26 protein-coding genes are annotated in these 24,046 nt (G+C 69.7%); 15 read left to right on the top strand and 11 right to left on the bottom strand.

Features of this window, described 5'->3' with window-relative positions:
* Positions 1-65: 65 nt before the first annotated feature.
* Together CRP49_RS37220 and CRP49_RS37215 are read left to right on the top strand one after the other, a co-directional pair.
* The gene (locus CRP49_RS37220) at positions 66-644 is read left to right on the top strand and encodes a TetR/AcrR family transcriptional regulator (protein ID WP_097257851.1); all 579 of its coding nucleotides are present in this window, start codon (positions 66-68) and stop codon (positions 642-644) included.
* A gap of 320 nt (positions 645-964) precedes the next feature.
* A complete protein-coding gene (locus tag CRP49_RS37215; RefSeq protein ID WP_097257850.1) occupies positions 965-2,098 on the top strand; it encodes a serine hydrolase domain-containing protein in 1,134 nt (377 codons plus the stop codon).
* Between the two features lie 193 nt (positions 2,099-2,291).
* On the opposite strand, the gene CRP49_RS37210 is transcribed toward CRP49_RS37215, so the two are convergent.
* The 3 genes from CRP49_RS37210 to CRP49_RS37195 all read right to left on the bottom strand — a co-directional run bounded on the left by CRP49_RS37210 (position 2,292) and on the right by CRP49_RS37195 (position 5,151).
* Positions 2,292-2,696, bottom strand: a complete 405-nt coding sequence (locus tag CRP49_RS37210) for a nuclear transport factor 2 family protein (protein ID WP_097257849.1) — start codon at positions 2,694-2,696, stop codon at positions 2,292-2,294.
* Between the two features lie 280 nt (positions 2,697-2,976).
* The gene (locus CRP49_RS37200; RefSeq protein WP_097257848.1) at positions 2,977-3,855 is read right to left on the bottom strand and encodes an aldo/keto reductase; all 879 of its coding nucleotides are present in this window, start codon (positions 3,853-3,855) and stop codon (positions 2,977-2,979) included.
* Between the two features lie 90 nt (positions 3,856-3,945).
* On the bottom strand, positions 3,946-5,151 hold the full coding sequence (locus CRP49_RS37195) for an MFS transporter (protein ID WP_257033750.1): 1,206 nt from the start codon (positions 5,149-5,151) through the stop codon (positions 3,946-3,948).
* Between the two features lie 138 nt (positions 5,152-5,289).
* Between CRP49_RS37195 and CRP49_RS37190 the strand changes: the two genes are divergently transcribed.
* The 4 genes from CRP49_RS37190 to CRP49_RS49385 all read left to right on the top strand — a co-directional run bounded on the left by CRP49_RS37190 (position 5,290) and on the right by CRP49_RS49385 (position 7,993).
* A complete protein-coding gene (locus tag CRP49_RS37190) occupies positions 5,290-5,826 on the top strand; it encodes a TetR/AcrR family transcriptional regulator (RefSeq protein ID WP_097259222.1) in 537 nt (178 codons plus the stop codon).
* Positions 5,827-6,036: 210 nt separating this feature from the next.
* Positions 6,037-7,146: an alkene reductase gene (locus tag CRP49_RS37185; protein WP_097257846.1), complete on the top strand. Its 1,110-nt coding sequence runs from the start codon at positions 6,037-6,039 to the stop codon at positions 7,144-7,146.
* An 8-nt stretch (positions 7,147-7,154) separates the two neighbouring features.
* Positions 7,155-7,748 (top strand): NAD(P)-dependent oxidoreductase, encoded by a 594-nt coding sequence (locus CRP49_RS49390; protein ID WP_373560419.1) that lies wholly within the window; start codon positions 7,155-7,157, stop codon positions 7,746-7,748.
* Positions 7,658-7,993, top strand: coding sequence for a winged helix-turn-helix domain-containing protein (locus CRP49_RS49385; protein ID WP_373560418.1), 336 nt, complete (start codon positions 7,658-7,660; stop codon positions 7,991-7,993). Before CRP49_RS49390 ends, CRP49_RS49385 begins: the two co-directional genes overlap by 91 nt.
* Here CRP49_RS49385 and CRP49_RS37170 read toward each other — a convergent pair.
* From CRP49_RS37170 to CRP49_RS37155, 4 genes are all read right to left on the bottom strand, one after another.
* Positions 7,914-8,330: a hypothetical protein gene (locus tag CRP49_RS37170; protein WP_097259221.1), complete on the bottom strand. Its 417-nt coding sequence runs from the start codon at positions 8,328-8,330 to the stop codon at positions 7,914-7,916. The genes CRP49_RS49385 and CRP49_RS37170 overlap by 80 nt on opposite strands.
* Positions 8,331-8,619: 289 nt before the next feature.
* Complete coding sequence (locus CRP49_RS37165) at positions 8,620-9,042, bottom strand: ATP-binding protein (protein WP_373560417.1); 423 nt, start codon at positions 9,040-9,042, stop codon at positions 8,620-8,622.
* Positions 9,043-10,086: 1,044 nt separating this feature from the next.
* Complete coding sequence (locus CRP49_RS37160) at positions 10,087-10,875, bottom strand: zf-HC2 domain-containing protein (RefSeq protein WP_097257844.1); 789 nt, start codon at positions 10,873-10,875, stop codon at positions 10,087-10,089.
* A 25-nt stretch (positions 10,876-10,900) separates the two neighbouring features.
* Complete coding sequence (locus tag CRP49_RS37155) at positions 10,901-11,503, bottom strand: sigma-70 family RNA polymerase sigma factor (protein ID WP_097257843.1); 603 nt, start codon at positions 11,501-11,503, stop codon at positions 10,901-10,903.
* 1,036 nt (positions 11,504-12,539) lie between these two features.
* Between CRP49_RS37155 and CRP49_RS37150 the strand changes: the two genes are divergently transcribed.
* From CRP49_RS37150 to CRP49_RS37140, 3 genes are read left to right on the top strand one after another with little or no spacing between them, the layout of a single operon-like run.
* A complete protein-coding gene (locus tag CRP49_RS37150; protein WP_097257842.1) occupies positions 12,540-12,833 on the top strand; it encodes a plastocyanin/azurin family copper-binding protein in 294 nt (97 codons plus the stop codon).
* Entirely contained in the window at positions 12,833-13,834 is a 1,002-nt protein-coding gene (locus tag CRP49_RS37145; protein WP_097257841.1) for a metallophosphoesterase, read from the top strand. The genes CRP49_RS37150 and CRP49_RS37145 overlap by 1 nt, the downstream gene beginning before the upstream one ends.
* A complete protein-coding gene (locus tag CRP49_RS37140; protein WP_097257840.1) occupies positions 13,831-14,286 on the top strand; it encodes a hypothetical protein in 456 nt (151 codons plus the stop codon). Before CRP49_RS37145 ends, CRP49_RS37140 begins: the two co-directional genes overlap by 4 nt.
* Positions 14,287-14,392: 106 nt before the next feature.
* Here the strand turns inward: CRP49_RS37140 and CRP49_RS37135 are convergent, their stop codons facing one another.
* Entirely contained in the window at positions 14,393-16,084 is a 1,692-nt protein-coding gene (locus CRP49_RS37135; protein ID WP_097257839.1) for an acetolactate synthase large subunit, read from the bottom strand.
* Between the two features lie 199 nt (positions 16,085-16,283).
* Here CRP49_RS37135 and CRP49_RS37130 point away from each other — a divergent pair, with 199 nt between their 5' ends.
* The 5 genes from CRP49_RS37130 (at position 16,284) to CRP49_RS37110 (ending at position 21,226) form a co-directional block, all read left to right on the top strand.
* On the top strand, positions 16,284-17,021 hold the full coding sequence (locus CRP49_RS37130) for a flavodoxin family protein (RefSeq protein ID WP_097257838.1): 738 nt from the start codon (positions 16,284-16,286) through the stop codon (positions 17,019-17,021).
* A 251-nt stretch (positions 17,022-17,272) separates the two neighbouring features.
* Complete coding sequence (locus tag CRP49_RS37125) at positions 17,273-18,403, top strand: sulfite oxidase (protein WP_097257837.1); 1,131 nt, start codon at positions 17,273-17,275, stop codon at positions 18,401-18,403.
* Positions 18,404-18,831: 428 nt separating this feature from the next.
* Positions 18,832-20,025, top strand: coding sequence for a molybdopterin-dependent oxidoreductase (locus CRP49_RS37120; protein WP_097257836.1), 1,194 nt, complete (start codon positions 18,832-18,834; stop codon positions 20,023-20,025).
* Between the two features lie 2 nt (positions 20,026-20,027).
* Positions 20,028-20,531, top strand: coding sequence for a hypothetical protein (locus CRP49_RS37115; protein ID WP_097257835.1), 504 nt, complete (start codon positions 20,028-20,030; stop codon positions 20,529-20,531).
* Positions 20,528-21,226 carry a bifunctional 2-polyprenyl-6-hydroxyphenol methylase/3-demethylubiquinol 3-O-methyltransferase UbiG gene (locus CRP49_RS37110; protein WP_097257834.1) on the top strand — a complete coding sequence of 233 codons (699 nt, stop codon included), beginning with the start codon at positions 20,528-20,530 and terminating at the stop codon, positions 21,224-21,226. The genes CRP49_RS37115 and CRP49_RS37110 overlap by 4 nt, the downstream gene beginning before the upstream one ends.
* A gap of 582 nt (positions 21,227-21,808) precedes the next feature.
* On the opposite strand, the gene CRP49_RS37100 is transcribed toward CRP49_RS37110, so the two are convergent.
* The 3 genes from CRP49_RS37100 to CRP49_RS37090 form a co-directional block, all read right to left on the bottom strand.
* The gene (locus CRP49_RS37100) at positions 21,809-22,189 is read right to left on the bottom strand and encodes a DUF2267 domain-containing protein (protein ID WP_097257832.1); all 381 of its coding nucleotides are present in this window, start codon (positions 22,187-22,189) and stop codon (positions 21,809-21,811) included.
* A gap of 122 nt (positions 22,190-22,311) precedes the next feature.
* Positions 22,312-22,707 carry a DUF2267 domain-containing protein gene (locus tag CRP49_RS37095; RefSeq protein WP_097257831.1) on the bottom strand — a complete coding sequence of 132 codons (396 nt, stop codon included), beginning with the start codon at positions 22,705-22,707 and terminating at the stop codon, positions 22,312-22,314.
* A gap of 102 nt (positions 22,708-22,809) precedes the next feature.
* A complete protein-coding gene (locus tag CRP49_RS37090) occupies positions 22,810-23,241 on the bottom strand; it encodes an Hsp20/alpha crystallin family protein (protein WP_097257830.1) in 432 nt (143 codons plus the stop codon).
* Between the two features lie 128 nt (positions 23,242-23,369).
* On the opposite strand from CRP49_RS37090, the gene CRP49_RS37085 reads away from it, so the two are divergent.
* Positions 23,370-24,029, top strand: a complete 660-nt coding sequence (locus tag CRP49_RS37085; RefSeq protein WP_097257829.1) for a type III effector protein — start codon at positions 23,370-23,372, stop codon at positions 24,027-24,029.
* The last annotated feature ends 17 nt before the right edge of the window (positions 24,030-24,046 follow it).

Below are 24,046 nucleotides of genomic sequence, written 5' to 3'. Positions count from 1 at the left end.
GCTAGCCGATGAGGCAACGCTAGTACTGCTGCCGCTCGATTGTCTAGCGATGCTAGGATCGATTCATGTCGGTACAGGAACGCAAGCAGCGCGAACGGGCGGAGCGCGAGCGCCTCATCGTGGCGACAGCCCGCGAACTCGCCGAGCAGCAGGGCTGGGACGCAGTCACCACCCGCCGGCTCGCCGAGCACATCGAATACAGTCAGCCCGTCCTCTACAGCCACTTCCGCGGCAAGCGCGAGATCATCGGCGCCGTCGCCCTTCAGGGGGCCGCCGAACTGGCCACGGCGGTGCGGGCCGCGACCTCCGCCGCGGACGGCCCGCGCGCCCGGGTCGCGGCCCTGGCCCGCGCCTACCTCGACTTCGCCGCACGCAACCCGGCGGTCTACGACGCCTTGTTCCAGCTCGACGGCGGCCTGGCGTACGCGCAGGAGGACACCCCCGAGCCTCTGAAGGACGCCTTCGCCGCCCTGCTGGAGACTCTCGGCGAGGTCGCCGGCGACGGCGTCCACCCGGGGCTGTTCACCGAGGTGTTCTGGGCGGCCCTGCACGGCCTTGCGACCCTGACCCGCGCGGGCCGCCTGCTGCCCGAGGACGCCGAGCCGAGGGTGGAGCTGCTGGTGGACCGGCTCGCCATGGTCTGACACACCGTCCCGGCGGGCACGCAGCCGGGGCCCTCGGGCCCCGCCGCTGCCTGCCTGCGGCAACGCTTCCGGTCACTCGCGTCCACACGGCGCAGCCGCAGATCGCCGGGCCCCGCACCCCGGACGGGGCACCCGCCCCGGAGGCTGCGATGCTCATTGATCACGACCCGATACGCGCCCTAGAAGCCCTCTGAGGGGGGTTCTCCTTGGGGGGTCGCCTCCTTGTCGTCGCCGCCCGCAGAAGGGTTGCCGGGGAATGGTCGGCCCGGGCTGACGGGTTGCCGGAAGCACAAGATCGGTACGGGAGTTCGGGAGGGTTCATGGCAGTCCACGGCACGGTGGCCGCCGGTTTCGAGGGAGTACGGGAGGAGTTCGCCGCCTTCCTCGCGGGCGAGGAGCACGCACCGGGCGCGCAGCTGGTGGTGCACCAGGGCGGCGAGCGGGTGGTGGACCTGTGGTCGGACGGGGTGACCGGGGAGTCGCTGCTCGGTGTCTTCTCGTCCACCAAGGGCGCGGCGTACCTGGTGACCGCGCTTCTGGTCCAGGACGGCGTACTGGACTTGGACCGCACCGTGGCCTCGTACTGGCCGGACTTCGCCGCCGAGGGCAAGGGCGGGATCACCCTGCGCGAGCTGCTCGCGCACCGGGCCGGGGTGATCGGCCTGGACGCCGGCTTCCCCCCGGAGGAGGTGGCCGACGACCGGGCGATCGCGGCCCGCCTGTCCGGGCAGCGCCCGTTCTGGCAGCCGGGGCGATTCTTCGGCTACCACGCGTTCGTGATCGGCGCGCTGGTCGGCGAGGTGGTGTTCCGGGCCACCGGGCGCACCCTGCAGGAGTGGTACGAGGAGCGGATCCGCGCCCCCTACGGCCTCGACCTGTGGCTGGGTCTCCCGGAGTCCGAGGAGCCGCGCTTCCTCACCACCCTGCCGATGCTGCCGACGCCGGAGCAGGCGGCCGAGATCGAGGCCGCCGCGGCCAGCCCGTACAGCCTGGGTGGCATCGCCTTCAATGCGCATGCGCCGGACAACGGCGAGCTGTACGACTTCCCGAACTCCCGCGCCGTGCGCGCCGGCGGCCAGGCGTCGGCGGGTGGCATCGGCTCCGCGCGCGGCCTGGCCGGCATGTACGCGGCGGCCGCGTTCGGCCTGGACGGCCGGAGTCCGCTCCTGAAGCCGGACACGGCCGCCGAGTTCGCCCGGATCCACTCCGAGGGGAAGGACCTGGTGAGCGGCCAGCCGCAGGCGTTCGGCCTGGGCTTCCACACCTACGGCCCCCACTTCCGCTCCATAGGCGCCGGCGCCTTCGGTCACAGCGGCGCCGCGGGCTCCCTCGCCCTCGCCGACCCCCGGCAGGGCTACTCCTACGCCTACACCCGCCGCCGGTACGCCTTCCCGGGCGGCGCGGCCCCGGAGAACGTGCGCCTGCTGTGGTCGGTGGCCCGGGCACTCGGGTGACGAACGGGGGGCGCGGCCCGGAGATCCGGACCGCGCCCCCCGTTCGGGTGTGTCTATGTGGCCCGCCGTACCGTCAGCCCCCGCTGGAGCAGCACGAACACCAGGGGCAGGACGCCGTACCGACCTGTCCGACCGTGATCGCCCAGATGACCGCTCCGACCTCCACCGGAGTGACGTGTCCCGTCATCTCGGCTCACCTCGCCGGGTCGGGCGGGAAGTGGTTGCCGAACATCGGCAGACCGCTTGCGGACTCGTCGCGGGTCGCCTCGTCCTCCCAGACGTCCCAGTGTTCGGTCAGTCTGCCGTTCTCGACGCGTACGACGTCGGCCACGACGGAGGCGGTCGCGCCGGTGCCGGAGTACCGGCCGTAGAGCATCACGTAGTCGCCCTCGGCGATGGCCAGTTGGTTGTCGTAGCGCAGGGCGGCCGGCAGGGCGCGGATCAGGTTGAAAAGACCCTCCCGTCCCGGCGGGATGTGCCGACTGTGCTGAAGGTAGTCCTCGGACCAGAACTCCTGCGCGGCCTCGTAGTCGCGCTTGCCGAAGAGTGTGTCGAAGGCGGTCAGAACGAGTTCTTTGTTCTGCTCGGGTGTGGACATGCCGTGCTCCGGAGGATGATTCTCATGGGTGCTTCGGGCGTCGTCACGTGTGAGGCTACGCGCTTTTCGCGGTGACGCCGGTGAGGTCGGCGAGGCGGCGCCACTGGGGGAGCGGCGGGCTCTCGCCTCCCTCGGCGGTGATGAGCTGCAGGGCCAGACGAGCTTGCCGGTGTTCTTGTCATGGGCGTTTGTCTGGGCGCGGCCGGGAACGTTGTGCGGTAAGCAGTCACTCGGGCCACGACCGCGTCGGCGTTGCCGTACTGCGTGATTGCGCCGTTGATCACGACTCACGCGCGGCTTGGCTGAGCGCCTGGTATTCGGCGTCACCAAGGGCGATCCGGGCGGCCTGGGTGTTCTCCTCGACGTGGGACACGCGGGAGGTGCCGGGGATGGGCAGCATGGCGGGGGAGCGGCGCAGCAGCCAGGCCAGGGCTAGCTGGGATGGGCTCGCGCCGTATGTCCTCGCCAGCGTGTCCAGCGGGCCGCCTTCGCGCGCCAGTTGTCCGGTGGCCATCGGGTACCACGGGATGAAGCCCAGGTTCTCCCGTTCGGCGTAGTCCAGTACGTCCTCGGCGCTGCGGTTGGCGAGGTTGTACAGGTTCTGCACGGAGACGATGTCCGCGATCGTGCGGGCTTCCTGGATCTGGGGGACCGTCACCTCGGACAGTCCGATGTGGCGGATCTTGCCCTCCTGCTGGAGCAGGCGCAGCTCGCCGATCTGGTCGGCCAGCGGCACCTTGGGATCGATGCGGTGCAGCTGGTACAGGTCGATGCGCTCCACGCCCAGGTGGCGCAGGCTCAGTTCGGTCTGCTGGCGCAGGTATTCGGGTCGGCCCAGGGGCCGCCAGTCGTTCGGGCCCGAGCGGGAGAGTCCGCCCTTGGTGGCGATCACCAGGCCCGCCGGGTAGGGATGCAGTGCCTGGTGGATGAGCAGCTCGCTGACGAACGGGCCGTAGGAGTCCGCGGTGTCGATGAAGTTCACGCCCAGCTCGACGGCTCGGCGCAGTACGCGCACGGCTTCGTCGGGATCCTTCGGCGGTCCCCAGACGCCTGGTCCGGTCAGCTGCATCGCTCCGTATCCGAGCCGGTTGACAGGCAGGTCACCGCCGATCCGGAAGACTCCGGAGGCGTCGGCGGGACGCCGGCTTTCCTGTGTCATGGTGTGCCTCTCGCTGTCGGGTTGGTGTCTGAGGAGGTAGGGGTCGTACGGTCGCTGGTGCTCATCGGCGATCGCCGGCGAGCGCGTCGGTCAGCGACGGGTTCGCACGCGGTACTGCGCGAGCAGTCCGAGAGCGGCGGCGGCGATGATGACGACGCCGTAGCCGAGGACGGTGTGCAGCAGTCCGAGCGGGGCGATCAGGAGGCCTGCGATGATCGCCGGCACTCCGAAGCTCAGGTAGGCGACCAGGTAGACGGCCGCGAAGAGCCCGGCCCTCTGGTGCGGCTGTGCGAGGGGGGTGATGGTGCGCAGGGCTCCGGAGAAGGAGGCGCCGACGCCCACACCACCGATGAGGCCCCCCAGCCACAGCAGCGGGAGTGTCGCAGTGGCGACTCCGGTCATGTTGACCGCGGTGCCCAGCAGCACGCCCGCACCGCCGACGAAGATGGTGCGGCGCGGTGTGAGGCGGCCGAGAGAGAGGCCGGCCACGGCGGCGGCCGCGGGCTGGACGAAGGCCGTGGCGCCGTTCAGGAGACCGCTGTGCAGGCCCAGCAGGTCGCGGATGATGGTGGGGACGAGCCCCATGAACAGTCCGGCCAGCATCCAGGCGGCCATGTGCACGGGGATGCTCGCCACGAATTCACGGCGCGCGGCCCTGGGGAGGGAAACGTGTGGTTTCAGGGAGCGCACCGCTCCCGGGCGGGGAGACACCGTCTCGGCTGAGAGCGCGACGACACCCGTGCCGACGGCCATGATCACCGCGAGGGCCGTGAACACCAAGGCGCTCGCGTGGTCGCTGAACTGGACCGCTGCGCCGGTCAGCAGGGCGCCCAGGCCCAGCCCTCCGGCCGGAGCGATGCTGGTGATGATCGTCCCCAGTCTCTTGCGGTGCTCCGGGGCGTGTTCCACGACCGAGGCCGAGAAGGCGCTGGTGGCCGTACCGGTGGCGATGCCCTGAAGGGTGCGGGCCGCGATCACCCAGCCGATGTCGGAGGCGAAGACGAACATGAGCATCGCCCCGAGCTCCACCGCGAGGGATCCGATCAGGACGGGTCGGCGTCCGACGTGGTCGGACAGGGAACCGGCGACCAACAGGGCTGCCAGCAGGCCCAGCGCGTAGGACGCGAAGGCTACCGTCAGCACCCAGGCCGGGAAGCGCCACTGCTGCTCGAAGACGACCAGCAGCGGCGTGGGCGCGCCCGCGGCCACATAGAGCGCCGCGAACACGGCACCCGATCCGGCGAACGCGGTGGAAGGAGCAAGCAGCCCTCGGGCCCGGGCGGGCTCGGTGATCACAGGGACCGGGCTGCGATCGCGTGTTGATTCGATGACGCGGAACACCTCGAAGCCCCCTAAGGCCAGGATCTGTGCGTTACGAGCAGCGTAGACCCCGAGGGGGGTTATTGCCAAGCCCTGTGCGTTACTGTGGGGTACATGACTGCAGAATCGACCCCGCGGCGCCGTACCGGCGGCCGCAGTGCCGCTGTGCTCGCGTCCATCAGGAAGGCCGTCGAGGAGCTGATCGCCGAACGGGGCAGCGACGCCATCACCATCCCGATGGTCGCGGAGCGTGCCGGGGTGAATCACTCCAGCATCTACCGGCGGTGGGGCGATGCCCGGACCATGATCAACGACCTGGCGACCTATCGGTTGGACCCTGGGCGCGGCCTTCCTGACACCGGTGATGTGCGGGCCGACCTGGTCGCGTGGGCGCGGGAGTTGATCAGCCACTACAGCGTCCCGGTGAACGCGGCCATCCTCCGGGGAGGGGCCGCCGCGGCGGGGGAGAGTGAGTCCGACTGTCTGCGCGACAGGCGGGCGGAGGCGGCGGCCTTTGCCGCCCGGTCCGGCGGCGCCTTCAGCGGTGACGATGTCATCGACCGGGTGGTGGCCCCGATCATCTACCGCGTGATCTTCCTGCCCTGGACCTTGTCCGAGATCGACACGCACGCCTACGTGGACGAACTCTGAGGTCGGACCTCCGGTACCCCCTCCCTTCGCCCGCCGCGCGCGCTTGATGCGCAGATGTTTGCGTTAAGAAGGATCCCTGTTACGCTCACCCTAAGGCGCAGATCTGTGCATTAGTGGATCTGTGTGTTAGGGCGGCTGCTGCCGCCCCGGAATGTGACCCGGCACCCTTCCCGGGGCCTGCTGGGCTTCGCCCTTCATCAGGAGACTCACATGACGAGTTCGACGCAGCCCCTGCTCCAGCCGTACCGGATGCGGGACCTCCCACTGGCGAACCGGATGGTCATGGCCCCGTTGACGCGCTCCCGCGCACGCAACCGCGACCTGCTGCCCGGCGATCTTCACGCCCAGTACTACGCCCAGCGCGCATCGGCCGGCCTGATCATCTCCGAGGGCGTGTGGATCAGCCGTGACGCGATCGGCTGGCACGACGTTCCGGGGCTGTTCACCGACGAGCAGGTCGCTCACTGGAAGCAGGTGACGGACGCGGTCCACCGTGCGGGGGGCGTCATCTTCGCCCAGCTCTGGCACACCGGGTCCGCCTCCCACCCGGACTTCTTCGACGGCCGTCCGCCGCTCGCGCCCTCGGCCGTCAACCCGGGGCTGCTGGCGCCGACATCGACGGGCCGCAAGCCCACCGTGGAGCCCTTGGCGATGTCGGAGGACGACATCCGGCAGACGGTCGCCGACTTCGCGACGGCTGCCCGCAACGCCGTGCGTGCCGGGTTCGACGGGGTCCAGCTCCAGGCGGGATTCAACTACCTGATCAGCCAGTTCCTGAACCCCCGCACCAATGTGCGCACGGACCGGTACGGCGGCTCGATCCAGAACCGTGCCCGCTTCCTCTTCGAAATCATCGAAGCCGTCGGCCAGCACCTCGACCTGCGCCGCGTCGGCGTGAAGGCCGGTCCGGCCTGGGCCGAGACGGGGGCGTTCGTCTCCGGAAGCGAGACCCTGGCCGACAGCGAGTACGTTCTCGAACGGCTCAACGACTACGACCTGTCACACCTGTTGCTCATGGGGATGATGAGCGACCCCACCGGGGGACCACTGGAAGATCTGGCCGGCGATGAGATGTTCCGGCACTTCCGTAAGGTCTACCGGGGCACCGTCATCGCGAACGTCGGATTCGACCAGCACCGGGGGAACACGATTCTGGCCGACGACCTTGCGGATCTGGTCGCCTACGGGCAGCCGTTCATCGCCAACCCGGATCTGCCCGCCCGGTTCGCCGACCACGCGCCCCTCAACGCACCGAAGCAGGACCTCTTCTACGGCTCGGACGCCGCCGGCTACACCGACTACCCGCGACTTGAGAGGTGAGCCCGGAGATGGCTGCAACCATGAAGGTCGCAGTACTCGACGACTACCAGAACGTCGCCCTGAGCCTGGTGGACTGGGATTCCCTGCACGCTCAAGTGGATGTCTACAGCGCGCCGTTGAGCGACGAGGCGGAAGTCATCGCGGCGCTGGCCGACTACGACGTCATCGTGGCGATGCGCGAGCGGACGCCGTTTCCGAGTTCGACACTGGGCCGGCTGCCCAGACTCGCTCTGCTCGTCACCACAGGCCCCGGCAACGCCGCGATCGATGTCGATGCCGCCCGGCGACTGAACATCACCGTCAGCGGCACGGGGTACTTCTCCCACCCTACGGCCGAACGGATATGGGGACTGATCCTCTCAGCAGCCCGCCTGATCCCCCAGAACGTGGAGTCGGTACGCCGCGGCGGCTGGCAGGTGGGCCTGGGAACGAGCCTGCACGACGCCACTCTGGGAGTCCTGGGCCTGGGACGGCTGGGCACCCGTGTGGCAGAGATCGGGTGGCGCCGGGCATGGCGGCAGCGGGGCGAGGCCGGTTCTGTCGAAGGGCTCGCCGGGCCGGCCGAAGCTCAGCGAGGACCAAGTCGCCCGGTTGGAAGGTGAATTGGAGCGCGGGCCGCTCGCCCACGGCTGGGCGGACCCAACGGTGGACGCTGGCCCGGATCAAGACGCTGATCGGTCGGCTGTTCCACGTCTCGTACACGGTCGAGGGCAGATGGCAGCTGCTCAAGCGGCACGGCACCTTCTTCCCGCCGGTTCCGGGTCGGTTCAGATTCCGGGGCGCCCCTCGGCCGTCCAGGCGGCGTACTCCTGGCGGACGTAGAGGCGGCGGCTGGGGGCGAGCGTGATGGTGTCGGGGCGGTGCGGGCCGGCCGCCAGGTGGGGATGGCGGCGGTCGTGGAGGACGAGTTGTTCGGCGGTTTCTGCGGCAGCCGCGACGGGGCCGGGGCCGGGGTCGTCCAGGGCCATCCGGTCCATGAGGGCGGCCCGGCGTAGCAGCCAGGCGCGTTCGGCGGCCGTCGCATCGCTGGGGGGCGGTGTGAGGGGCCTGGCCTGGCGGCCGTCGCGTTCGGCTCCGAGGGCGAGCACTTGGTGCATCTCGCGGCGCAGATCCGGCGCATTCGTATATGCCTCGTGCGGGGGCGGGGCGTCGATGTCCTTGCCGCTGTTCGGGGTGACGTCCACGCTCACACCTCCGCCGGTACGCAGGGGCCGGCTCCGCAGCGTTGACACAGCACCGCGTCGTGGTGGGGGCCGCGGTGACCGAGGGCCGATGGGTGTGCCGCCGTGGACCGCATGGGCATCTGGGTCGGGCCCGGGCAGCCGTCGACGGGGCACGGCTTGTGGGTCGTGAAGGCCCACTCTGCGGGGGCGTCGGGTGCCCCGGCGCCGCGGCCGCCTCCGGTAGCCCGTCGCCGTGCTGCAGTGCCGGCCCCGGCAGGGGGTCGCAGCTCGTGCGGAGCCTCCGGTCCGGTCATGGCGAGCACCTCAGGCAGGCGCGGACCTCGCGGCCGCTGCGTGTCTGCTGGATCTCGGTCGACTGGGCGAGGTACTGGACGATGCCGGTGCCACGGCCGTGTTCGTCGGGGGCGATGTCGGGGCGATGGCGTTCCACGGCCGCGCCGGAGTCAGTGACCACAATGTGCAGAGTTTCGTGGTCGAGGGCGAGCAGCAGGGTCATGCGCTCATGGCCGTACTGGGCAGCGTTGCCGGCGAGTTCGTCGACGATGAGAACGGCGGAGTCCCGCTCGCTCGTGGGCACGCTCCAGGTCTCCAGCAAATCGGCCGCGAAGTGACGGGCGGCGGAGACGTGCGCCTCCTGCGCCGGCAGGGTGAGCAGTGCCTGGCGGCGGCAGGGCCGGCCGAGCAGTGAAGTCGGGCTGGCGGAATCAGTCACAAACATGGTCTTCTGGCTCTTCTGTGGATGTGCGGGGACCGGAACGGGGTGACCGCAAACAATTTCGGGGGCGGCCGGTAGGCCGGATCCTGCATGGGCGCGGTCATTCAGTTCCACGGACGACGCATGCCGGACGGTTCGAGCGATTCGCCTCTTTTGTTCGGATTCTTGTGAGTCATGTCGATGTCGGCGCCTGTCTGGGCTCAGTCGCCTCTGCCCATGGCTCGCTGCCGCACGGCAGACGTCCTGGATCCTCTTCGCCGGGCTGTACGGACTTCGGAGGAAAGGAAGAGTTGTGCACGCCCCGTCGGCCCACTCACGCATGAAGTCAGCCGCGGACTGGGCCGGTTCGCCGGGTTGAGGTGTATGCCGCCGACCCCCGCCCGGCCGTGCCCGCCCGTGTACACGGGCGGCACCCGAGGGGCCCGGCGCGGGGTGGCCGGCCTGCCGCTGCGGAAATCGCGTGATGGAAGCGGACCGGAGCTCCACGACGCAGCTGCAGAACTGCCCCGATGCCGACAGGGTCCCCCGATGACAGGTCGTGCAGGCGAAGCAGCCGCAGCAGCTGCCCGGCCCCGCGATGTGTGGCACCACAGCGGCCACATCGATCGGATGGCTGCTTGAACCCGCCCCTCTACCCCCCTGGTCGTGCACCCGGAAGGCATTCACCTTGACCAGCCTGGCCCGGGGGTGATCTTTCCCGGCCGACGGCGGCCGCTTCGACCACCAGCCGTCCCCGCGCGCTTGGTGCCGATCAGCCCCTCGGCCATAGAGGTGCCGGTGTCGGCCTCCGGGGCCGCCGCGCTCATCGGCCGGGAGCCCTTGTCGGACGGTCTCGCCGGTCCCGGAGCCGTGCGGTGTGGTGGCATCGAGGGACCACGGTGATCACGAGCGTGCCTGTGCAGCCGATGTCACGAGCAGAAACCTCTTCGATGGCCATAGGCTGGACGTCCTGTGCGCGCCACCATGCGCTCACACCCGACTGCTCTCGTCATGCCACGGGGCGGCCGGGCCGTCCAGTGACATGACCGCCATGGCCTGGCCTCACGCTCGGATGGTGACCAGCTTCTGACCGTTGCCTGCGAGGATCTCAAAGTGCTCGATGGCCCCGGGGGACAGGGCGACCGCTCCTGGGATCGTGGTGCCGGGAGTGTACTCGCCCGCCCGCCAGGTAGCGCTGTCCGTCCTGGCCCCGCCGGGCCCGACCGCCTGCAGCCGACAGGTGATTCCGGCGGGTGCCCCCTTGGCGGAGATCTGCAGGAGACTGCCCCAGGCGGAGGGTGAGACCTTCACCGAGGCGGAGACGCCGGTGGTGGGATCGCTTCCGGAGAAGGTGCGCCAGGCAGTCGGCGCGGTCGGTCCGGGCGGTCTCGCCTGACTGCCCACGGATCCGATGGTCGCCAGCCATGTGCCGCCGGCCGCTGCCGCGATGAGCGTCAGCGAGGCTGCAGCGCCGGCCAGTTGCAGACGCCAAGACTTGCGGCGCCTGGCCGCGGCCTGCTGGAGCAGCCTCTCCAGCACACCCCCCTCTGGGGTCTGCGACACCGCGGGCGTGGCGGGCCGTTCGGGCAGGGAGCCCTGCGCGCTTTCGGCTGCCCGTGCCACCAGCCGGTCGGTCAGTTCTCCGTCGGCCGTCGGCACCGTCTGGCCCGAGGCTTCGGCTTCGGTCACCGTCGCCAGCAGCGCGGGCAATCCCGCCAGCTGGGCGTGTTCGGCCCGGCATTCGGCGCATGCCGCGAGGTGGACGCGCACCTGTTCCATTTCCGCCGAGGACAGCGTGCCCAGGACGTATCCTCCCAGCGTCAGCCGGAGGGCGTCGTGCTCCGCACTCATGGTCGCCGCCTCCTGCCCGCCTCGGTCATGGCTCGATTCCCCGTTCCCGCAGCGCCAGCCTCAGGGCGTGCAGGGCGTAGTACGTTCGCGACTTCACGGTGCCCAGCGGGATGCCCAGCACCTGTGCGGCCTCCGCCATGGTCCGGCCCCGGTAGTAGGTCTCCAGCAGGACGGCGCGGTGGTCCGGGGACAGTGAACGGACGGCTTCGGCAACCGCCCAGCTCTGCAGCGCCTGCTCGATCTCGTCCTCGCCCGGTTTCTGCTCGGCGGCTCGCTCCAGCACATCGCCACCGACCTCGGCCGGCCTGGACTGCCGGGCCCGGTGGGCGTCGATGACCAGGTGCCGGGCGACCGTACACAGCCATGCCCGGGCCGGACCGCGTGCGGGGTCGAACGCGTCGGGATGCTGCCACGCTCGCAGCAGTGTCTCCTGCACCACGTCCTCTGCCCATTGCCAGTCTCCTGAGGTCAGTCGCAGCACGTAGTGGAACAGCGCTCCTGCGTGCTCCGCGTACAGAGTGCGCAGCAGTTCCTCATCTGCGGTCGAAAGGGTCCCTCTACCAGAGACACGGTGCGCGGAGCGATCCGGATCGGTCCTTGGACCACGTTTTCGGGAACTCCAGGGCATAAGCCGATCATCGCGTACATGCACCGCTTTGTCCTGTACGAGAAGCTCGGTGACGGTCACGCTCTGTGAGCGCCGCGAGTGGCACGTCCTTGCCGGACGTTACGGCCCTGCAGGATCAAGCGTGCGTGGGGCCCGGGGTCGCGTGGGGCCCGGGGTCGGTCGATCTGCGGCGATCCCAAGAGGTCTCACAAAAGGTGCGAATCCACCGAACCGCAGGACCCTCACCGTCCGTGGAGACGAACAAGTACCGACTTGCACGCAACTTCTCATCGCTTCCCCATGCGGCAAAGGATGAAACAGAGGTGACCGAAATGCACCACGCGACGCACACGCTCTCGCCACCGGCCACGCTCACCCCGCCTCCGTGCATCGAAACCGGTGCCACCATGCAGCCCCGGCCCGTGCCCAGCACACACCACGGCGACGGCTCTACACACAGTGATCGGGGGCTGCGCGACCACCGGGGCAGAACTCCATCCGGACCAGCGTGCGTCGCACCCGTATGGGTGACGCCGACCTGCCCCGAGTCGCACGCGGCTCCCCGCTCGGGCGAACCGCCGTATGCCGCCTGCATCTTCGTGGCGTGGCAGGGCGAATGCGCAGCCCGGGCACGTCGAGGCGGGCGGCCGGCACGGGGCAGTACCCACGCTCGTTCGCTGGGTCCGTGAGGGACGCGTGCCCATGAACACGGCATCCACCAGACACATCCCTGCGGTTGCGTGCGCCCGAGCCGGCGCAGTCCCCGTCTCCGCCTGATCAGTGAGGAACGGACACCATGTACTTGACCCTTCGCCCACCAGGTCGGCGATCACGCGCTGCGGCCGGGCTGGCCGTCGCCACCATTGCCACTGCCGGTGCGCTGGGGCTCCTCAGCTCATGCGCCCAGTCGTCGCACTCCTCGTCCAGCGGGGCCGGCGCCATCACGCCCGGTCCGGGTCAGCACCAGACGGCAGGAATGCCCGGTGCCACGGGGTCGGAGAAAACGGTGGGCTCCGCTCCCGGCGCCGCCTCCCCGATGCCCAGCATGAGCATGCCCATGAGTCCCTCGAGCACGGGCGCGGCGGCCGCGCCGGTGACCGGGAATGCCGTGGCGATCAAGAACTTCGCGTTCTCCCCGGCCACGCTGAAGGTCAAAGCGGGCACGACGGTGACGTGGACGAATCAGGACACCGACGCCCACACCGTCACCAGCGCCGGATCGGGCGGCCCCTTGCATTCGGCCGCCCTGGCCACCGACGCCACCTACAGCTACACGTTCACCAAGCCCGGCACCTACGCCTACCTCTGCACCATCCATCCGTTCATGACCGCCACCGTGGAGGTGACCTGATGACCGACTACTACGACAGTCACGACGGAGCACCGGCCGACGACGCCGGTCGGCCTGAAACCGAACACGGCATGTCTCGGCGTCAACTCATCCGGCACGCAGGGTGGTTCGGCGGCGCGGTGGTGCTGACCGTGGCCAGTGGAGAGGTGATCAGCCACATCGCGGACTCCCGGGACACCAACGCCGGGGCCGTCGCCGGGGCCACCGCAGCGGGAAGCGGCACGCTGCGATTCGTGCAGGTCTCCGACAGCCATATCGGGTTCCAGGGCCCTGCGAACACGGACGTGGTGGGCTCATTCTCCGAAGCGATCAACCAGGTCAACTCACTCGGATTCAGACCGGACTTCGTCATGCACAGCGGCGACCTGACCCATCTGTCCACGGCCGGGCAGTTCGACCAGGTCAAGCAGATGATGGCCGGAATGAAGACAGACCGTGTCTTCACCGTGCCGGGCGAGCACGACTCCATCGGTGATGCAGGCCGCGCCTACCGGCGGACCTTCGGCATGGGCACGCTCGGCGATGGTTGGTACAGCTTCGACACCCACGGCGTGCACTTCATCGCCCTGGTCAACACCCTGAGCCTGGAGAAGCTCGGTCACCTCGGCAACGCGCAGATCGACTTCGTACGCAAGGACCTGGCGGGACTGTCATCGGACACCCCCGTCGTGGTCTTCAGCCACATCCCGCTGTTCGCCATGTACCCGCAGTGGGGCTGGAGCACCGACGACGCCCTCAAGGTCATCGCCCTCCTGCGCCGCTTCTCCTCCGTCACCTGTCTCAACGGGCACGTCCACCAGCTGTTCACCAAGACAGAGGGCAACATCACCTTCCACTCCGCCACCACCACCGCCTACCCCCTGCCCAAGCCGGGCCGCGCCCCCGCCCCCACCCCCCAGGTCGTCCCTGCCCGGCAGCTCAGAGACGCACTCGGCATCCGCAGCGTCGGCTACCGCCAAGGCGACCGCGAACTGGCCATCAAGGACCAGAGGCTGGCATGAACACCCAAAGATTCCTCGTCCCCACCCTGCGAGCGGCGACCGCCGTAACCCTCGCCGCCAGCGGATACATCCACGCCCAGCTCTACACCGACGGGTACCGCTTCATCCACATCATCGGCCCCCTGTTCCTGCTCCAGGCCAGCGCATCCTTCGCCCTCGCTGCCCTGCTGCTGATCGGGACACCACCCCTGATGCTGAGGATCGCCGAGGCAGGCGTCGCGCTCGGCGCCCTCGGTGGCTTCACCGCTTCGCGCACCATAGGCGTGTTCGGATTCACCGAGCGCGGTCTGCAGCCGGCGCCACAAGCCGTCCTCAGCCTCCTCGCCGAAACCGGCACGCTGCTGCTCGTCGCCATCTGGCAGTTGACTGTGCCCAGACAACACCGCGCCGTCCGACCGCCCGTCGGTATGTCCGTCTGGGACCGGGCCATCACCCGTACGCCACCCAACTGAACCACCAATAGGGCGCCGAAGCCGGAGGCGACGGTCCGGCTGCCGCCGCCAGGCGCCGCATACCTGGTGGTCCCGCCCGCACTGCGTCGAGTCCTGGTCTGTCGGCTCAGAACGGGCCGTGGAGACTGCCGAGTCGGTCGGTCAGACGCAGGTTCTCGGAGTAGTCGACGGGACAGGCGATCACGGAGACCGTGTCGTCGTCGAGGGCGCGGCGCAGTACGGGCAGGAGTTGGTCGGCGGCTTCGATCGCGTAGCCGCGGGCGCCGAAGCTCTCGGCGTAGGCGACCAGGTCCGGGTTGGTGAAGCGGGTATGGCTGTGGCGGCCGATCTCGAGTTCCATCTTCCAGGTGATCAGGCCGTATTCCTCGTCGACCAGGACCAGGACGACCAGCGGGATGTGTTCGCGGACGGCGGTCTCCAGTTCCTGGGAGTTCATCAGGAACGAGCCGTCGCCCATCATCGCCAGCACGCGCCGGTCCGGCCGTGCCAGCTTCGCGGCGATCGCGCCCGGCAGGGCGAACCCCATGGTCGACAAGCCGTTGGAGACCAGGCACGTGTCCGGCTCATAGGTCGGGTAGAGGCGGGACATCCACATTTTCCCGGCGCCGGTGTCGGCGAGCACGATGTCGCGGCGGTCCAGCGCGGTACGCACGTCGGCCACGACGCGCTGCGGCACCAGCGGGAACGCCTCGTTGTCGCGCCCGTACTGGAGCTCTTCGTCGAGCAGCGTCCGGATCTTCTCGTTGCTCCCGAAGTCGTAGGTGAGTCGATCAGGCAGTGCTGCCGCGAGTGCGTCCAGCGCTTGTGAGGGGTCGCCCTCGACGCCCACCGCGACCGGATAGTGGGCGTCCACCTCGGCGGGGAAACGGTGCACGTGCACGATCCGCTTGTCGCCGTTCGGGTTGATCTTGACCGGGTCGAACTCCTGGATCTCGTAGCCCACGCAGATCAGCACGTCGGCGGTGTCGAAGCCGAAGTTGCTGTAGTCGTGCCGCATGAATCCGACCGCGCCGAGAGCGTTGGGGTGGTCGTCGGGGAAGACACCCTTGCCGTGAAAGGTGGTCGCGACCGGGATGTTCAGCCGCTCGGCGAACCGCACGAGGGCGGCTGTGGCTCCGGCTCTGGCAGCCCCGTGGCCGGCCAGCACGACCGGGTGCCGGGCGGCGGTGAGCACCTCCACTGCACGTGCGATCTGGGAGGGCGACGGTGCGTCGGTGTGCACCGCGTCGATCTGCAGGGGTGCCAGCGGCTCGGCGGGACGCTCCGCTTCGATGTCTTCCGGCACCGCCAGGAACACGGCTCCGGGCCGCTCGCTCTGCGCGGTCTTGAACGCCTTGCGTGTCATCTCCGGCACGGCGTCGGGGCACTCGATGCGGGCCGACCACTGGGTGACGGGAGCGAACATCGACACCAGGTCGATGACCTGGTGCGACTCCTTGTGGATACGGCGCAGCGATCCCTGCGCGGCCAGGGCCACCATGGGTGCGCTGTTGGTCATCGCGTCCGCGGTGCCGAGCAGCAGATTGATCGCACCAGGTCCCAGCGTCGCCGAGCAGACCCCGGCACGGCCGGTCAGCCGCCCGTAGATCTCCGCCATGAACGAGGCGGCCTGCTCGTGACGCACCAGGACGTACCGGATCCCGGAGTCGTTCAGCGCGTCGACGAACCGGATGTTCTCCTCGCCCGGAATCCCGAAGACGTACTCCACCCCCTCGGCCCGCAGACAACGCACCAACAGGTGTGCGACGTCCTCCACTGCTGCCGTGTCCCGCGCCTCGCTCGCGCTTTCGGTGCCCATGAGACGAACGTAGGCACGCCCACCGACCCCGGCCACTCACAGCCGCCGACCGAGGCGGCCGTGCGGATACCGATGCCTCAAGCGTGCCGAGGCCGTTCGGCGGCACTGTGGTGGCGGCTGCCGTGGTCGTCCCGCAGGCTGGAGCCGGATGCCGACGCGCCCTCGCGCATCGTGCCGCGCAGAGCTCCTGGAGGACCGTGTGACCTCTTCGTCGCCCGCCACCGACGCGCCCCCGGCCAGCTACGACGACCTGCGGGCCCTGGTGATCAACTGCACCCTCAAGCGCTCGCCGGGGATCAGCAACACCCAGGGGCTGATCGACCGGAGCACGGCCATCATGGACGCGCAGGGAGTGCGGGTCGATGTCGTACGGGCGGTGGACCACGACATCGCCACCGGTGTGTGGCCCGACATGAGAGAGCACGGCTGGGCGACGGACGCCTGGCCCGACCTGTACCAGCGGGTCATGGCGGCCGACATCCTCGTCCTGGCCGGCCCCATCTGGCTGGGCGACAACAGCTCCGTGACGAAGCGGGTGATCGAACGCCTCTACGCCTGCTCCAGCCTGCTCAACGAAGCCGGTCAGTACGCCTATTACGGCCGCGTCGGCGGCTGCCTGATCACCGGTAACGAGGACGGCGTCAAGCACTGCGCCATGAACGTGCTCTACAGCCTGCAGCACCTGGGCTACACCATCCCTCCGCAGGCGGACGCCGGTTGGATCGGCGAGGCGGGTCCCGGCCCCTCGTACCTCGATCCCGGCTCGGGCGGTCCGGAGAACGACTTCACCAACCGCAACACCACCTTCATGACCTGGAACCTGCTGCACCTGGCCCGAGCGTTGAAGGATCTCGGTGGCATCCCCGCCTACGGCAACCAGCGCACCGCCTGGGACGCCGGCTGCCGCCGCGACTACGAGAACCCCGAACACCGGTAGGGGCACCAGCGGCCGGGGCAGCCGCGTCGGTTGGAAGCAGGGGCCCGTCCCTGCGCCAGTCACCGCAACCGCAGCCTGGGCGGACTGCGGACGGTGCCACCAGAGTTCCTGCCGGAGCTGGCCGGCCGAGGAGACCGGGCTCACCCAGGCGCAGATCGAGCTTGGGACGTTGTGGCAGAAACTTTGTCTCAGCGGCGCCGGCGGCCGCGCGCTGTGCTGCACGAACGGTGGCGCGAGCGAATAATCAGAGCATGGGGCGTCGACTCACCGACGTGAGCACCCCCGCCCGCCTGGCCGCGACGGGCGAGGGACTGGGACAGGACGAGCTGGCGCTGGCCGCCCGGAATCATGGTCTGCCGTTGGAAGCCATGCGCTACGACGTGACCCCACCGGGCCTTCACTACGTCCTGACGCACTACGACATCCCCCCTGTGCCGGACGAAGCCGCGTGGCGGCTCACAGTGAGCGGACGGGTGCGGCGCGTGCTGAGCCTCTCGACCGCGGAGCTGCGCACTTGTCCACCGGTCACGACACGCGTGACCCTGGAGTGCGCCGGCAACGGCAGGGCTCTGCTGTCGCCGAGGCCGGTGAGCCAGCCGTGGCTGGTCGAAGCGGTGGGCACGGCGGAGTGGACGGGGGTGCCCCTGCGTCTGCTCCTCGCCGAGGCCGGTGTCGCGTCCGACGCGGTCGACGTGGTGTTCACCGGCGCCGATCATGGTGTGGAGCGCGGTGTGGAGCAGGACTACGAGCGCAGTCTTCCCATCGACATCGCAACGTGCGAGGAGCCCGAGGTGCTCGTGGCCTACGCCATGGACGGTGCCCCCCTGCCGCCCCAGCACGGCAGGCCGCTGCGCCTGGTGGTGCCCGGCTGGTACGGGATGGCCCAGGTGAAGTGGCTGCGCGGCATCACCGTCATCAACACCCCCTTCACCGGTTTCCAGCAAGCCGTCACCTACCGGATCAGGCAGGAGCTCGAGGAGACGGGAGAGCCGGTCACCCGCATCGCTCCCCGGGCCCTCGTGATACCGCCCGGCTTCCCCGACTTCATGTCCCGCACGCGGGTGGTCGCGCCAGGCCCGGTCCTCCTCGAAGGACGGGCGTGGTCGGGATGCGCCCCGGTGACATCGGTGCAGGTCAGTACAGATGGTGGTGCGACCTGGCACCCGGCCGAGCTCGAACCGGATCACGGCCACCGCTGGGCCTGGCGCCGGTGGTCCTTCATGTGGTCCGCCGTCCCCGGCGACCACGTCCTCAGCGTTCGCGCCACGGACGAGGCGGCGAACACCCAGCCACTGGAACAGCCCTGGAACCAAGGCGGCTTCGCCAACAACGTCGTCCAGCGCGTTCCGGTGTTCTGCCCAGACACCGCCAATACCGCATGACGACTCACATACCGGCGAGTCGCAGTGGTTCGACCGTTCGGCTTGCGGCAGACACCCGCTTGCGCCTCAGCCCCGGACAGCGCACCTGACCTGTGTCAGCTTGTAAGTGTCCTGCATCCCGGCATTGGCCGAGGCATGGGGCGTTCTTTTGCGAGGCATGGCTCGAAGACCGGAGGAGACGGCCGATGGCAAGTGGCGGAGGGCCGTCGGGTTCGGCCTCGTCCGGTGGGTCGCGACGCCGGAGACCGGACGAGAAGCCGGTGCTGCAGCGACTGAAGCGCGTGCGCATCGCTGGGGCGGCTGCCGTCTCGGCGGCCACAGCTCGTACTTGGGCGACAACGCGACGCATCGGGCAGCTGCCGCCGCCCCCGGGACCGTTCCGCCCCGGATTCTGGCGCAGTCCGATCCGAGGGCCCTGGCTGACGTCGGTGTTCGGCCTGGTCCTCCTGATCGGCATCCCGCTGCTGTTCATCACCGGACTGCTCTCCTACGCCTCCTACAACCCTGGGCTGAGCCCCATCAACGACGAGACTCCCGACAAGGGCGTACTGGGCTTCTATCTCTTCAGCTGGCCCACACACCCGTACTGGCTGTATCGGCTGCTCCAGGGCGTGCACGTGACGCTCGGCGTGGTCCTGGTACCGGTGCTGCTGGCCAAGTTGTGGTCCGTGATCCCGAAGCTGTTCGAATGGCTGCCGGTGCGCTCCGTCGCTCACGCACTGGAGCGGCTGTCCTTGCTGATGCTGGTCGGCGGCGTCATCTTCGAATTCGTCACCGGGATCTTCAACATCCAGCTCTACTACGTCTTCCCGGGCTCGTTCTACCGCCTGCACTTCTACGGCGCCTGGGTGTTCATCGCCGCCTTCGCCGTTCATGTCTGCCTCAGACTCGGCCGGATGACACGAGCCCTGCGCTCGCGCAGCCTTGGCGCCGAGCTGCGCACCGACCTCGCCCACACCGTCCCCGAACCCCCCGACCCCGACGGCCTGGTGGCGGCCGCGCCCGCCCCGCCGACGATGACCCGCCGCGGCGCGGTCGGCATGGTGGGAGCGGGATCTCTGCTCCTCCTTGTCGTGACAGCCGGACAGAGCGTCGGCGGCTGGATGCGCGCCACCGCGCTTCTAGCGCCGCACAACCGTGATCCGGGCAGCGGCCCGAACAGCTTCCAGATCAACAAGACGGCGGCGAAAGTGGGCGTCACCCCCGCGCTCGTCGGCCCCACCTGGCGGCTGGAGGTGCACGGACGCGGAGCGCCACGGGTCTTCACCCGAGACCAGCTCCTGGCGATGCCCCAGCACGCCGCCGCACTGCCGATCGCCTGCGTGGAGGGCTGGTCCACCGACGACCAGCACTGGAGCGGCCTACGGCTGGCCGACCTCGCCGCGCTCGCTGGACTGCCCGACGCAGGAAGCGTCCTGGTCAAGTCCATCCAACCCCCGGGCCCCTTCACCCGGGTGGTACTGCGGGGCAACCAGATCCACGACCCCCGAGCGCTGCTCGCCCTCCGCGTCAACGGCGCGGACCTCTCGCTCGACCACGGTTATCCGGCCCGCGTCATCGTCCCGGCCAACCCCGGTGTGAACAACACCAAGTGGGTTCACCGGCTCACCTTCAGGGCGTGACCATGGCACGATTCGCTCGCTGGTACGGCTCCGGCCCCTTGCACCTGCTCGTCCTGACCGCCTCGTTCGCCCTCACGGGCTACGCCATGGTGCGCCTGTTTGCCGTCCAGCCCTGGGAGGTGGCGATCTGGCTCGTCGGCGCGGCGATCCTCCACGACCTGATCCTGCTGCCCCTGTACTCGCTGGCCGACATGTCGGCCCTCTCCGTACTTCGGCACCGCGCTGCCGCTGAACCGACGGTGCAGTGGATCAACTACCTGCGCGTCCCCGCCTTCCTGTCAGGTCTGCTCCTGCTGGTCTGGTTCCCCCTCGTCTTTCGCCTCGCGGTCCCGTACCCCGGTGACACCGGGCTGTCCGATGACGTCTACCTCGGCCGGTGGCTGGCGATCACCGGCGTGCTCTTCGCGGCCGCCGCGGTGGCCTTCGCGATGAGACTGCGCCGCGTGCGGCGGGCCGGCCGCGGCGACGAGAGCCGGCCCGCCTCAGGCCGTGGCGCCGCACCGTGACAACCGACGAGGACGAGGACGAGCTGTACGACGCCGACGAGGATCCCTACGCGCTGGCCCTGCGATTCGGCAGTGGACCGGTGTATTTACGGCTGGTCGACGGGCGCCGCATCCGGATGCCGGTGCACCGGTGGCACGATCAGCCCACGGTGGCCGACAAGACCGTGCTGGAACGTTGTGCCGGCCCTGTCCTCGATGTCGGCTGCGGCCCGGGCCGCATGTGCAGGGCACTCCTGAGCCGGGGAGTCTTCGCCCTCGGGGTCGACATCGCACCTCGCGCGGTCGCGCTGACCACCGCCCTGGGCGGGCTCGCACTCTGCCGATCGGTCTTCGACCGGCTGCCCGCCGAGAGAGGCTGGCAGACCCTTCTGCTCATCGACGGAAACATCGGCATCGGAGGCGACCCGCACAGCCTGCTGCGCCGCTGCGGCGGGCTCATCGCCCCCACCGGGCGCCTCGTCGTCGAAGTCGACCCCCACGACGTCGAAGAAGTGTGCACCGCCCGGTTCGAGGACCTCCACGGCCAGCGCGGTCCGCTCTTTCCCTGGGCACGGCTCGGACGACGAGCGCTCCACAGGGTCGCCGAGGACCTTGCACTCAGCGTCACCGACCAGTGGACGAGCGGGCACCGATGCTTTGCCACCCTCGCGCACCAGGAATCATCCTCGGACTGTTCTGACACGGAATCACCGTGACGGTCGACAGCGGGACAGCGGGACAGCGGGACAGCGGGACAGCGGGACAGCGGGACAGTCCACCGCCAGAACTTCCTCGATGATCTGGTCGACAGCTGGCCTACCGGGCGGCTCATACGGGCTTCGTCCCCACGCCTCAAGGACCCTTCCCGGCCCTCACCCTCACGTCCCCGGACGGTACCGGCGTCCGCTGGCCCAGAGCTGCATCCGGGTCAGCCCCAGCCCTGAGCCGTGTAGGTCGTGCCGCGGGAGAGGCTCGCCCTGCTCGCGGTGCCCGGCCGGCAGGTGCCAGGCGGAGGGTGCGTAGGCGCTGTCGGGATGGCGCTGGCCGAGCGGGACGGCTCTGTTGCGGATGAGGACGAGGTGGGCACCGACGATGCTGCGGCTGCGGTGATCTCTCGGCTCGCGGACCTGCACGATGGGGAGCGTTCCGTCGCTGTTGAGTGCCTGTTTGCGATCCCATGTGGCGGCCCTGGCCGCGTCAGCATGATGCCGGTGACCGTGACTCGCTGTGCAGTCTTTGCTGCGCGTGTACGCGTCACGGTCACCGGCATGGTGTGGCGCCGGAAAGGCGCGGCCTGCCTATGCGGCTTGGGTGAGTTCGGCGCGGCCGAACAGCAGCGCGTAGCCGGAGGGGAGCTGGCGCAGGATGCGGGTGATGAGGTCGGGGCCGGCGTAGGCCGCGACGGCGGAGAAGACGGATCCGGTGTCCCAGCGGGTGGTGCCCAGGGAGGCGCCGGTGCGGGCGGCGAGGTCCTTGACGAAGGCCCAGCCACCCAGCGGCTGGGTGTCGGGGATCTGGGCGGTGAGGATGCGCGCGGCTTCGACGGGGAGGCGGGCGGCCAGTTCGACGCGTTCGTCGCCGGTCAGCTGGCGTCCCAGTCCCGAAAGGACGAGGCGGACGGCTTCCTCGGCCTTCTCACGGGTGGGGTAGGCGCCTTCGTAGCGGACCTTCTCCAGCATGTGCTCGTACGCCCTTCCGTAGGGCTGCTGGAGCGGCGCGCTCTGCTCGGACGTCACTGCGGTGGTTGCCTTTCTGTCACCAGGGTCGTGGTGGCCGGTGTGCGGCCACCGGGGGTGGGTGGTCAGGTGGGCTGGGGGCGGCCGAAGAGGAGGTCGTAGCCCGCGGGAAGCTGGAGCAGGATCTCCTTGAGGAGGTCGTCGCCGGCGGCGTCGGCGACCGTGGACAGGACGGCGCTGACGTCCCAGGCCGCGGTCTGTTCGGTGGCCCCTTCGATCCAGGCCGCCGTCGCGCGCACGAACCGCTCCGGGGGCAGCGGCTCGGCGCTCTGCAGCGGGTTGAGAAGGATCAGGGCGAAGCCTTCCGGCAGACGCGCCGCCAGCTGGGCACGTACCTCGCCGACCAGGTGTGCGCCCAGCAGGGCGAGCACCACACGGGCCGCACGTTCGGCCTCCTGCAGGGTGCCGTACTCGCCGCGTTCCTTCACATGGTCGAGGAAAACTTCCCGTCGCACCGTCATGTCGGCCGCCACCCTTCCTCAGGTCCACGGGGCGCGGAGGACGGGCGAGGGGGAGATCGGATACCCGTCCTCCGCCGCTGTTCAACCCTCATGGGGTCCGGTTCAGCCGGAGATCTCCTTGCGGCCGGATCCGACGCCGATGGAGATCTTGCGGGGCTTGGCGCGCTCGGCGATCGGGATGCGCAGGGTGAGCACGCCTGCGTCGTAGTCGGCCTGGATGTGCTCGGTGTCCAGCGTGTCGGCGAGCACGATCTGGCGGGAGAAGACGCCCAGCGGCCGTTCCGACAGTTCCATCTGCACGTCGTCGGCCTTTGTCACGGGCCGGCGCTCGGCCTTGACCGTCAGCATGTTGCGTTCGACGTCGACGTCGATCGCGTCCGCGCTGACGCCAGGGATGTCGAAAACCACCACGTACTGGTCGCCCTCGCGGTAGGCGTCCATCGGCATCGGGGACGGCCTGGACCAGGTGCCCGGGCCCATCAGCTGCTGGGCCAGTCGGTCCAGCTCACGGAAGGGGTCAGTGCGCATCAACATCGGAAAACACCTCCAGGAAGGTTCGGGCAGTTGCTGCCAATGCGCCTCACTGAAACCGTTGTAACATGTCATCCAATGGATGACAAACATGATGTCGTCCAAAGGATGACGACCTGGGGGAGGTGCCCATGACCCCGGCCGACCAGCCGGCATCGTCCAACGCCGACGCACACAGCCCGGCGTCGTTCCTCGCCGCCGCGGCAGCCCTTCGCGCCATAGACGACGCCCTGCATGCAGCCCGGCACGAGGTCCCCGTCACTGCCGAGACTCACGATGTCGGCCCGGAGCAGGCCCTGGCCTCGCTTCTGCTGCTTCGGCAGGTACGCGAGCAGCTCGCCGAATGGGAAACCGGCCTGATCGAAACCGCCCGGGACGCGGGCGCCAGCTGGGCGGACCTCGCCCACCCCCTCGGCGTCGCCAGCCGCCAGGCCGCCGAACGCCGCTACCTGCGCGGCCGTCCCGGCCCGGCCGGAACCACCGGCGAGCAACGCGTCCAGGCCACCCGCGAACGCCGCGCCGCCGAACGCACCACCGCCGCCTGGGCCCGCCGCAACGCCGCCGACCTGCGCCGCATCGCCGGCCAGATCACCGCCCTCACCGACCTGCCCACCGCGGCCCGCCAACCGCTCAGTCGGCTCCACGCCGCCCTCGCCCAGGACGACCCCGCCGAGCTCATCCGCCCCCTCAACGACACCCGCCCCCACCTCACCCCCGACCTCGCCGCCCGGCTCGATGCCCTTACGAACTCCGCCACGAACCCGGCAGCCCCTCAGTGTTCGAGGCGGTAGCCGGTTCGAAGCAGCGT

The sequence above is a fragment of the Streptomyces sp. Ag109_G2-15 genome (genome assembly GCF_900215565.1).
GTDB classification, from domain to species: domain Bacteria; phylum Actinomycetota; class Actinomycetes; order Streptomycetales; family Streptomycetaceae; genus Streptomyces; species Streptomyces diastatochromogenes.
Note: the sequence above shows the minus strand (reverse complement) of the source record. Positions and strands in the feature narration are given on the sequence as shown.

Coding starts and splice junctions, on each gene's coding strand:
- CRP49_RS37200 (WP_097257848.1), bottom strand. CDS start 3,855: ATGACACAGGAAAGCCGGCGTCCCGCCGACGCCTCCGGAGTCTTCCGG.
- CRP49_RS37155 (WP_097257843.1), bottom strand. CDS start 11,503: ATGCCCTGGAGTTCCCGAAAACGTGGTCCAAGGACCGATCCGGATCGC.
- CRP49_RS37125 (WP_097257837.1), top strand. CDS start 17,273: ATGGGGCGTCGACTCACCGACGTGAGCACCCCCGCCCGCCTGGCCGCG.
- CRP49_RS37185 (WP_097257846.1), top strand. CDS start 6,037: ATGACGAGTTCGACGCAGCCCCTGCTCCAGCCGTACCGGATGCGGGAC.
- CRP49_RS37210 (WP_097257849.1), bottom strand. CDS start 2,696: ATGTCCACACCCGAGCAGAACAAAGAACTCGTTCTGACCGCCTTCGAC.
- CRP49_RS37085 (WP_097257829.1), top strand. CDS start 23,370: ATGACCCCGGCCGACCAGCCGGCATCGTCCAACGCCGACGCACACAGC.
- CRP49_RS37145 (WP_097257841.1), top strand. CDS start 12,833: ATGACCGACTACTACGACAGTCACGACGGAGCACCGGCCGACGACGCC.
- CRP49_RS37150 (WP_097257842.1), top strand. CDS start 12,540: ATGAGTCCCTCGAGCACGGGCGCGGCGGCCGCGCCGGTGACCGGGAAT.
- CRP49_RS37215 (WP_097257850.1), top strand. CDS start 965: ATGGCAGTCCACGGCACGGTGGCCGCCGGTTTCGAGGGAGTACGGGAG.
- CRP49_RS37100 (WP_097257832.1), bottom strand. CDS start 22,189: ATGCTGGAGAAGGTCCGCTACGAAGGCGCCTACCCCACCCGTGAGAAG.
- CRP49_RS37140 (WP_097257840.1), top strand. CDS start 13,831: ATGAACACCCAAAGATTCCTCGTCCCCACCCTGCGAGCGGCGACCGCC.
- CRP49_RS37115 (WP_097257835.1), top strand. CDS start 20,028: ATGGCACGATTCGCTCGCTGGTACGGCTCCGGCCCCTTGCACCTGCTC.
- CRP49_RS37160 (WP_097257844.1), bottom strand. CDS start 10,875: ATGAGTGCGGAGCACGACGCCCTCCGGCTGACGCTGGGAGGATACGTC.
- CRP49_RS49390 (WP_373560419.1), top strand. CDS start 7,155: ATGGCTGCAACCATGAAGGTCGCAGTACTCGACGACTACCAGAACGTC.
- CRP49_RS49385 (WP_373560418.1), top strand. CDS start 7,658: ATGGCGGCAGCGGGGCGAGGCCGGTTCTGTCGAAGGGCTCGCCGGGCC.
- CRP49_RS37135 (WP_097257839.1), bottom strand. CDS start 16,084: ATGGGCACCGAAAGCGCGAGCGAGGCGCGGGACACGGCAGCAGTGGAG.
- CRP49_RS37190 (WP_097259222.1), top strand. CDS start 5,290: ATGACTGCAGAATCGACCCCGCGGCGCCGTACCGGCGGCCGCAGTGCC.
- CRP49_RS37220 (WP_097257851.1), top strand. CDS start 66: ATGTCGGTACAGGAACGCAAGCAGCGCGAACGGGCGGAGCGCGAGCGC.
- CRP49_RS37090 (WP_097257830.1), bottom strand. CDS start 23,241: ATGTTGATGCGCACTGACCCCTTCCGTGAGCTGGACCGACTGGCCCAG.
- CRP49_RS37095 (WP_097257831.1), bottom strand. CDS start 22,707: ATGACGGTGCGACGGGAAGTTTTCCTCGACCATGTGAAGGAACGCGGC.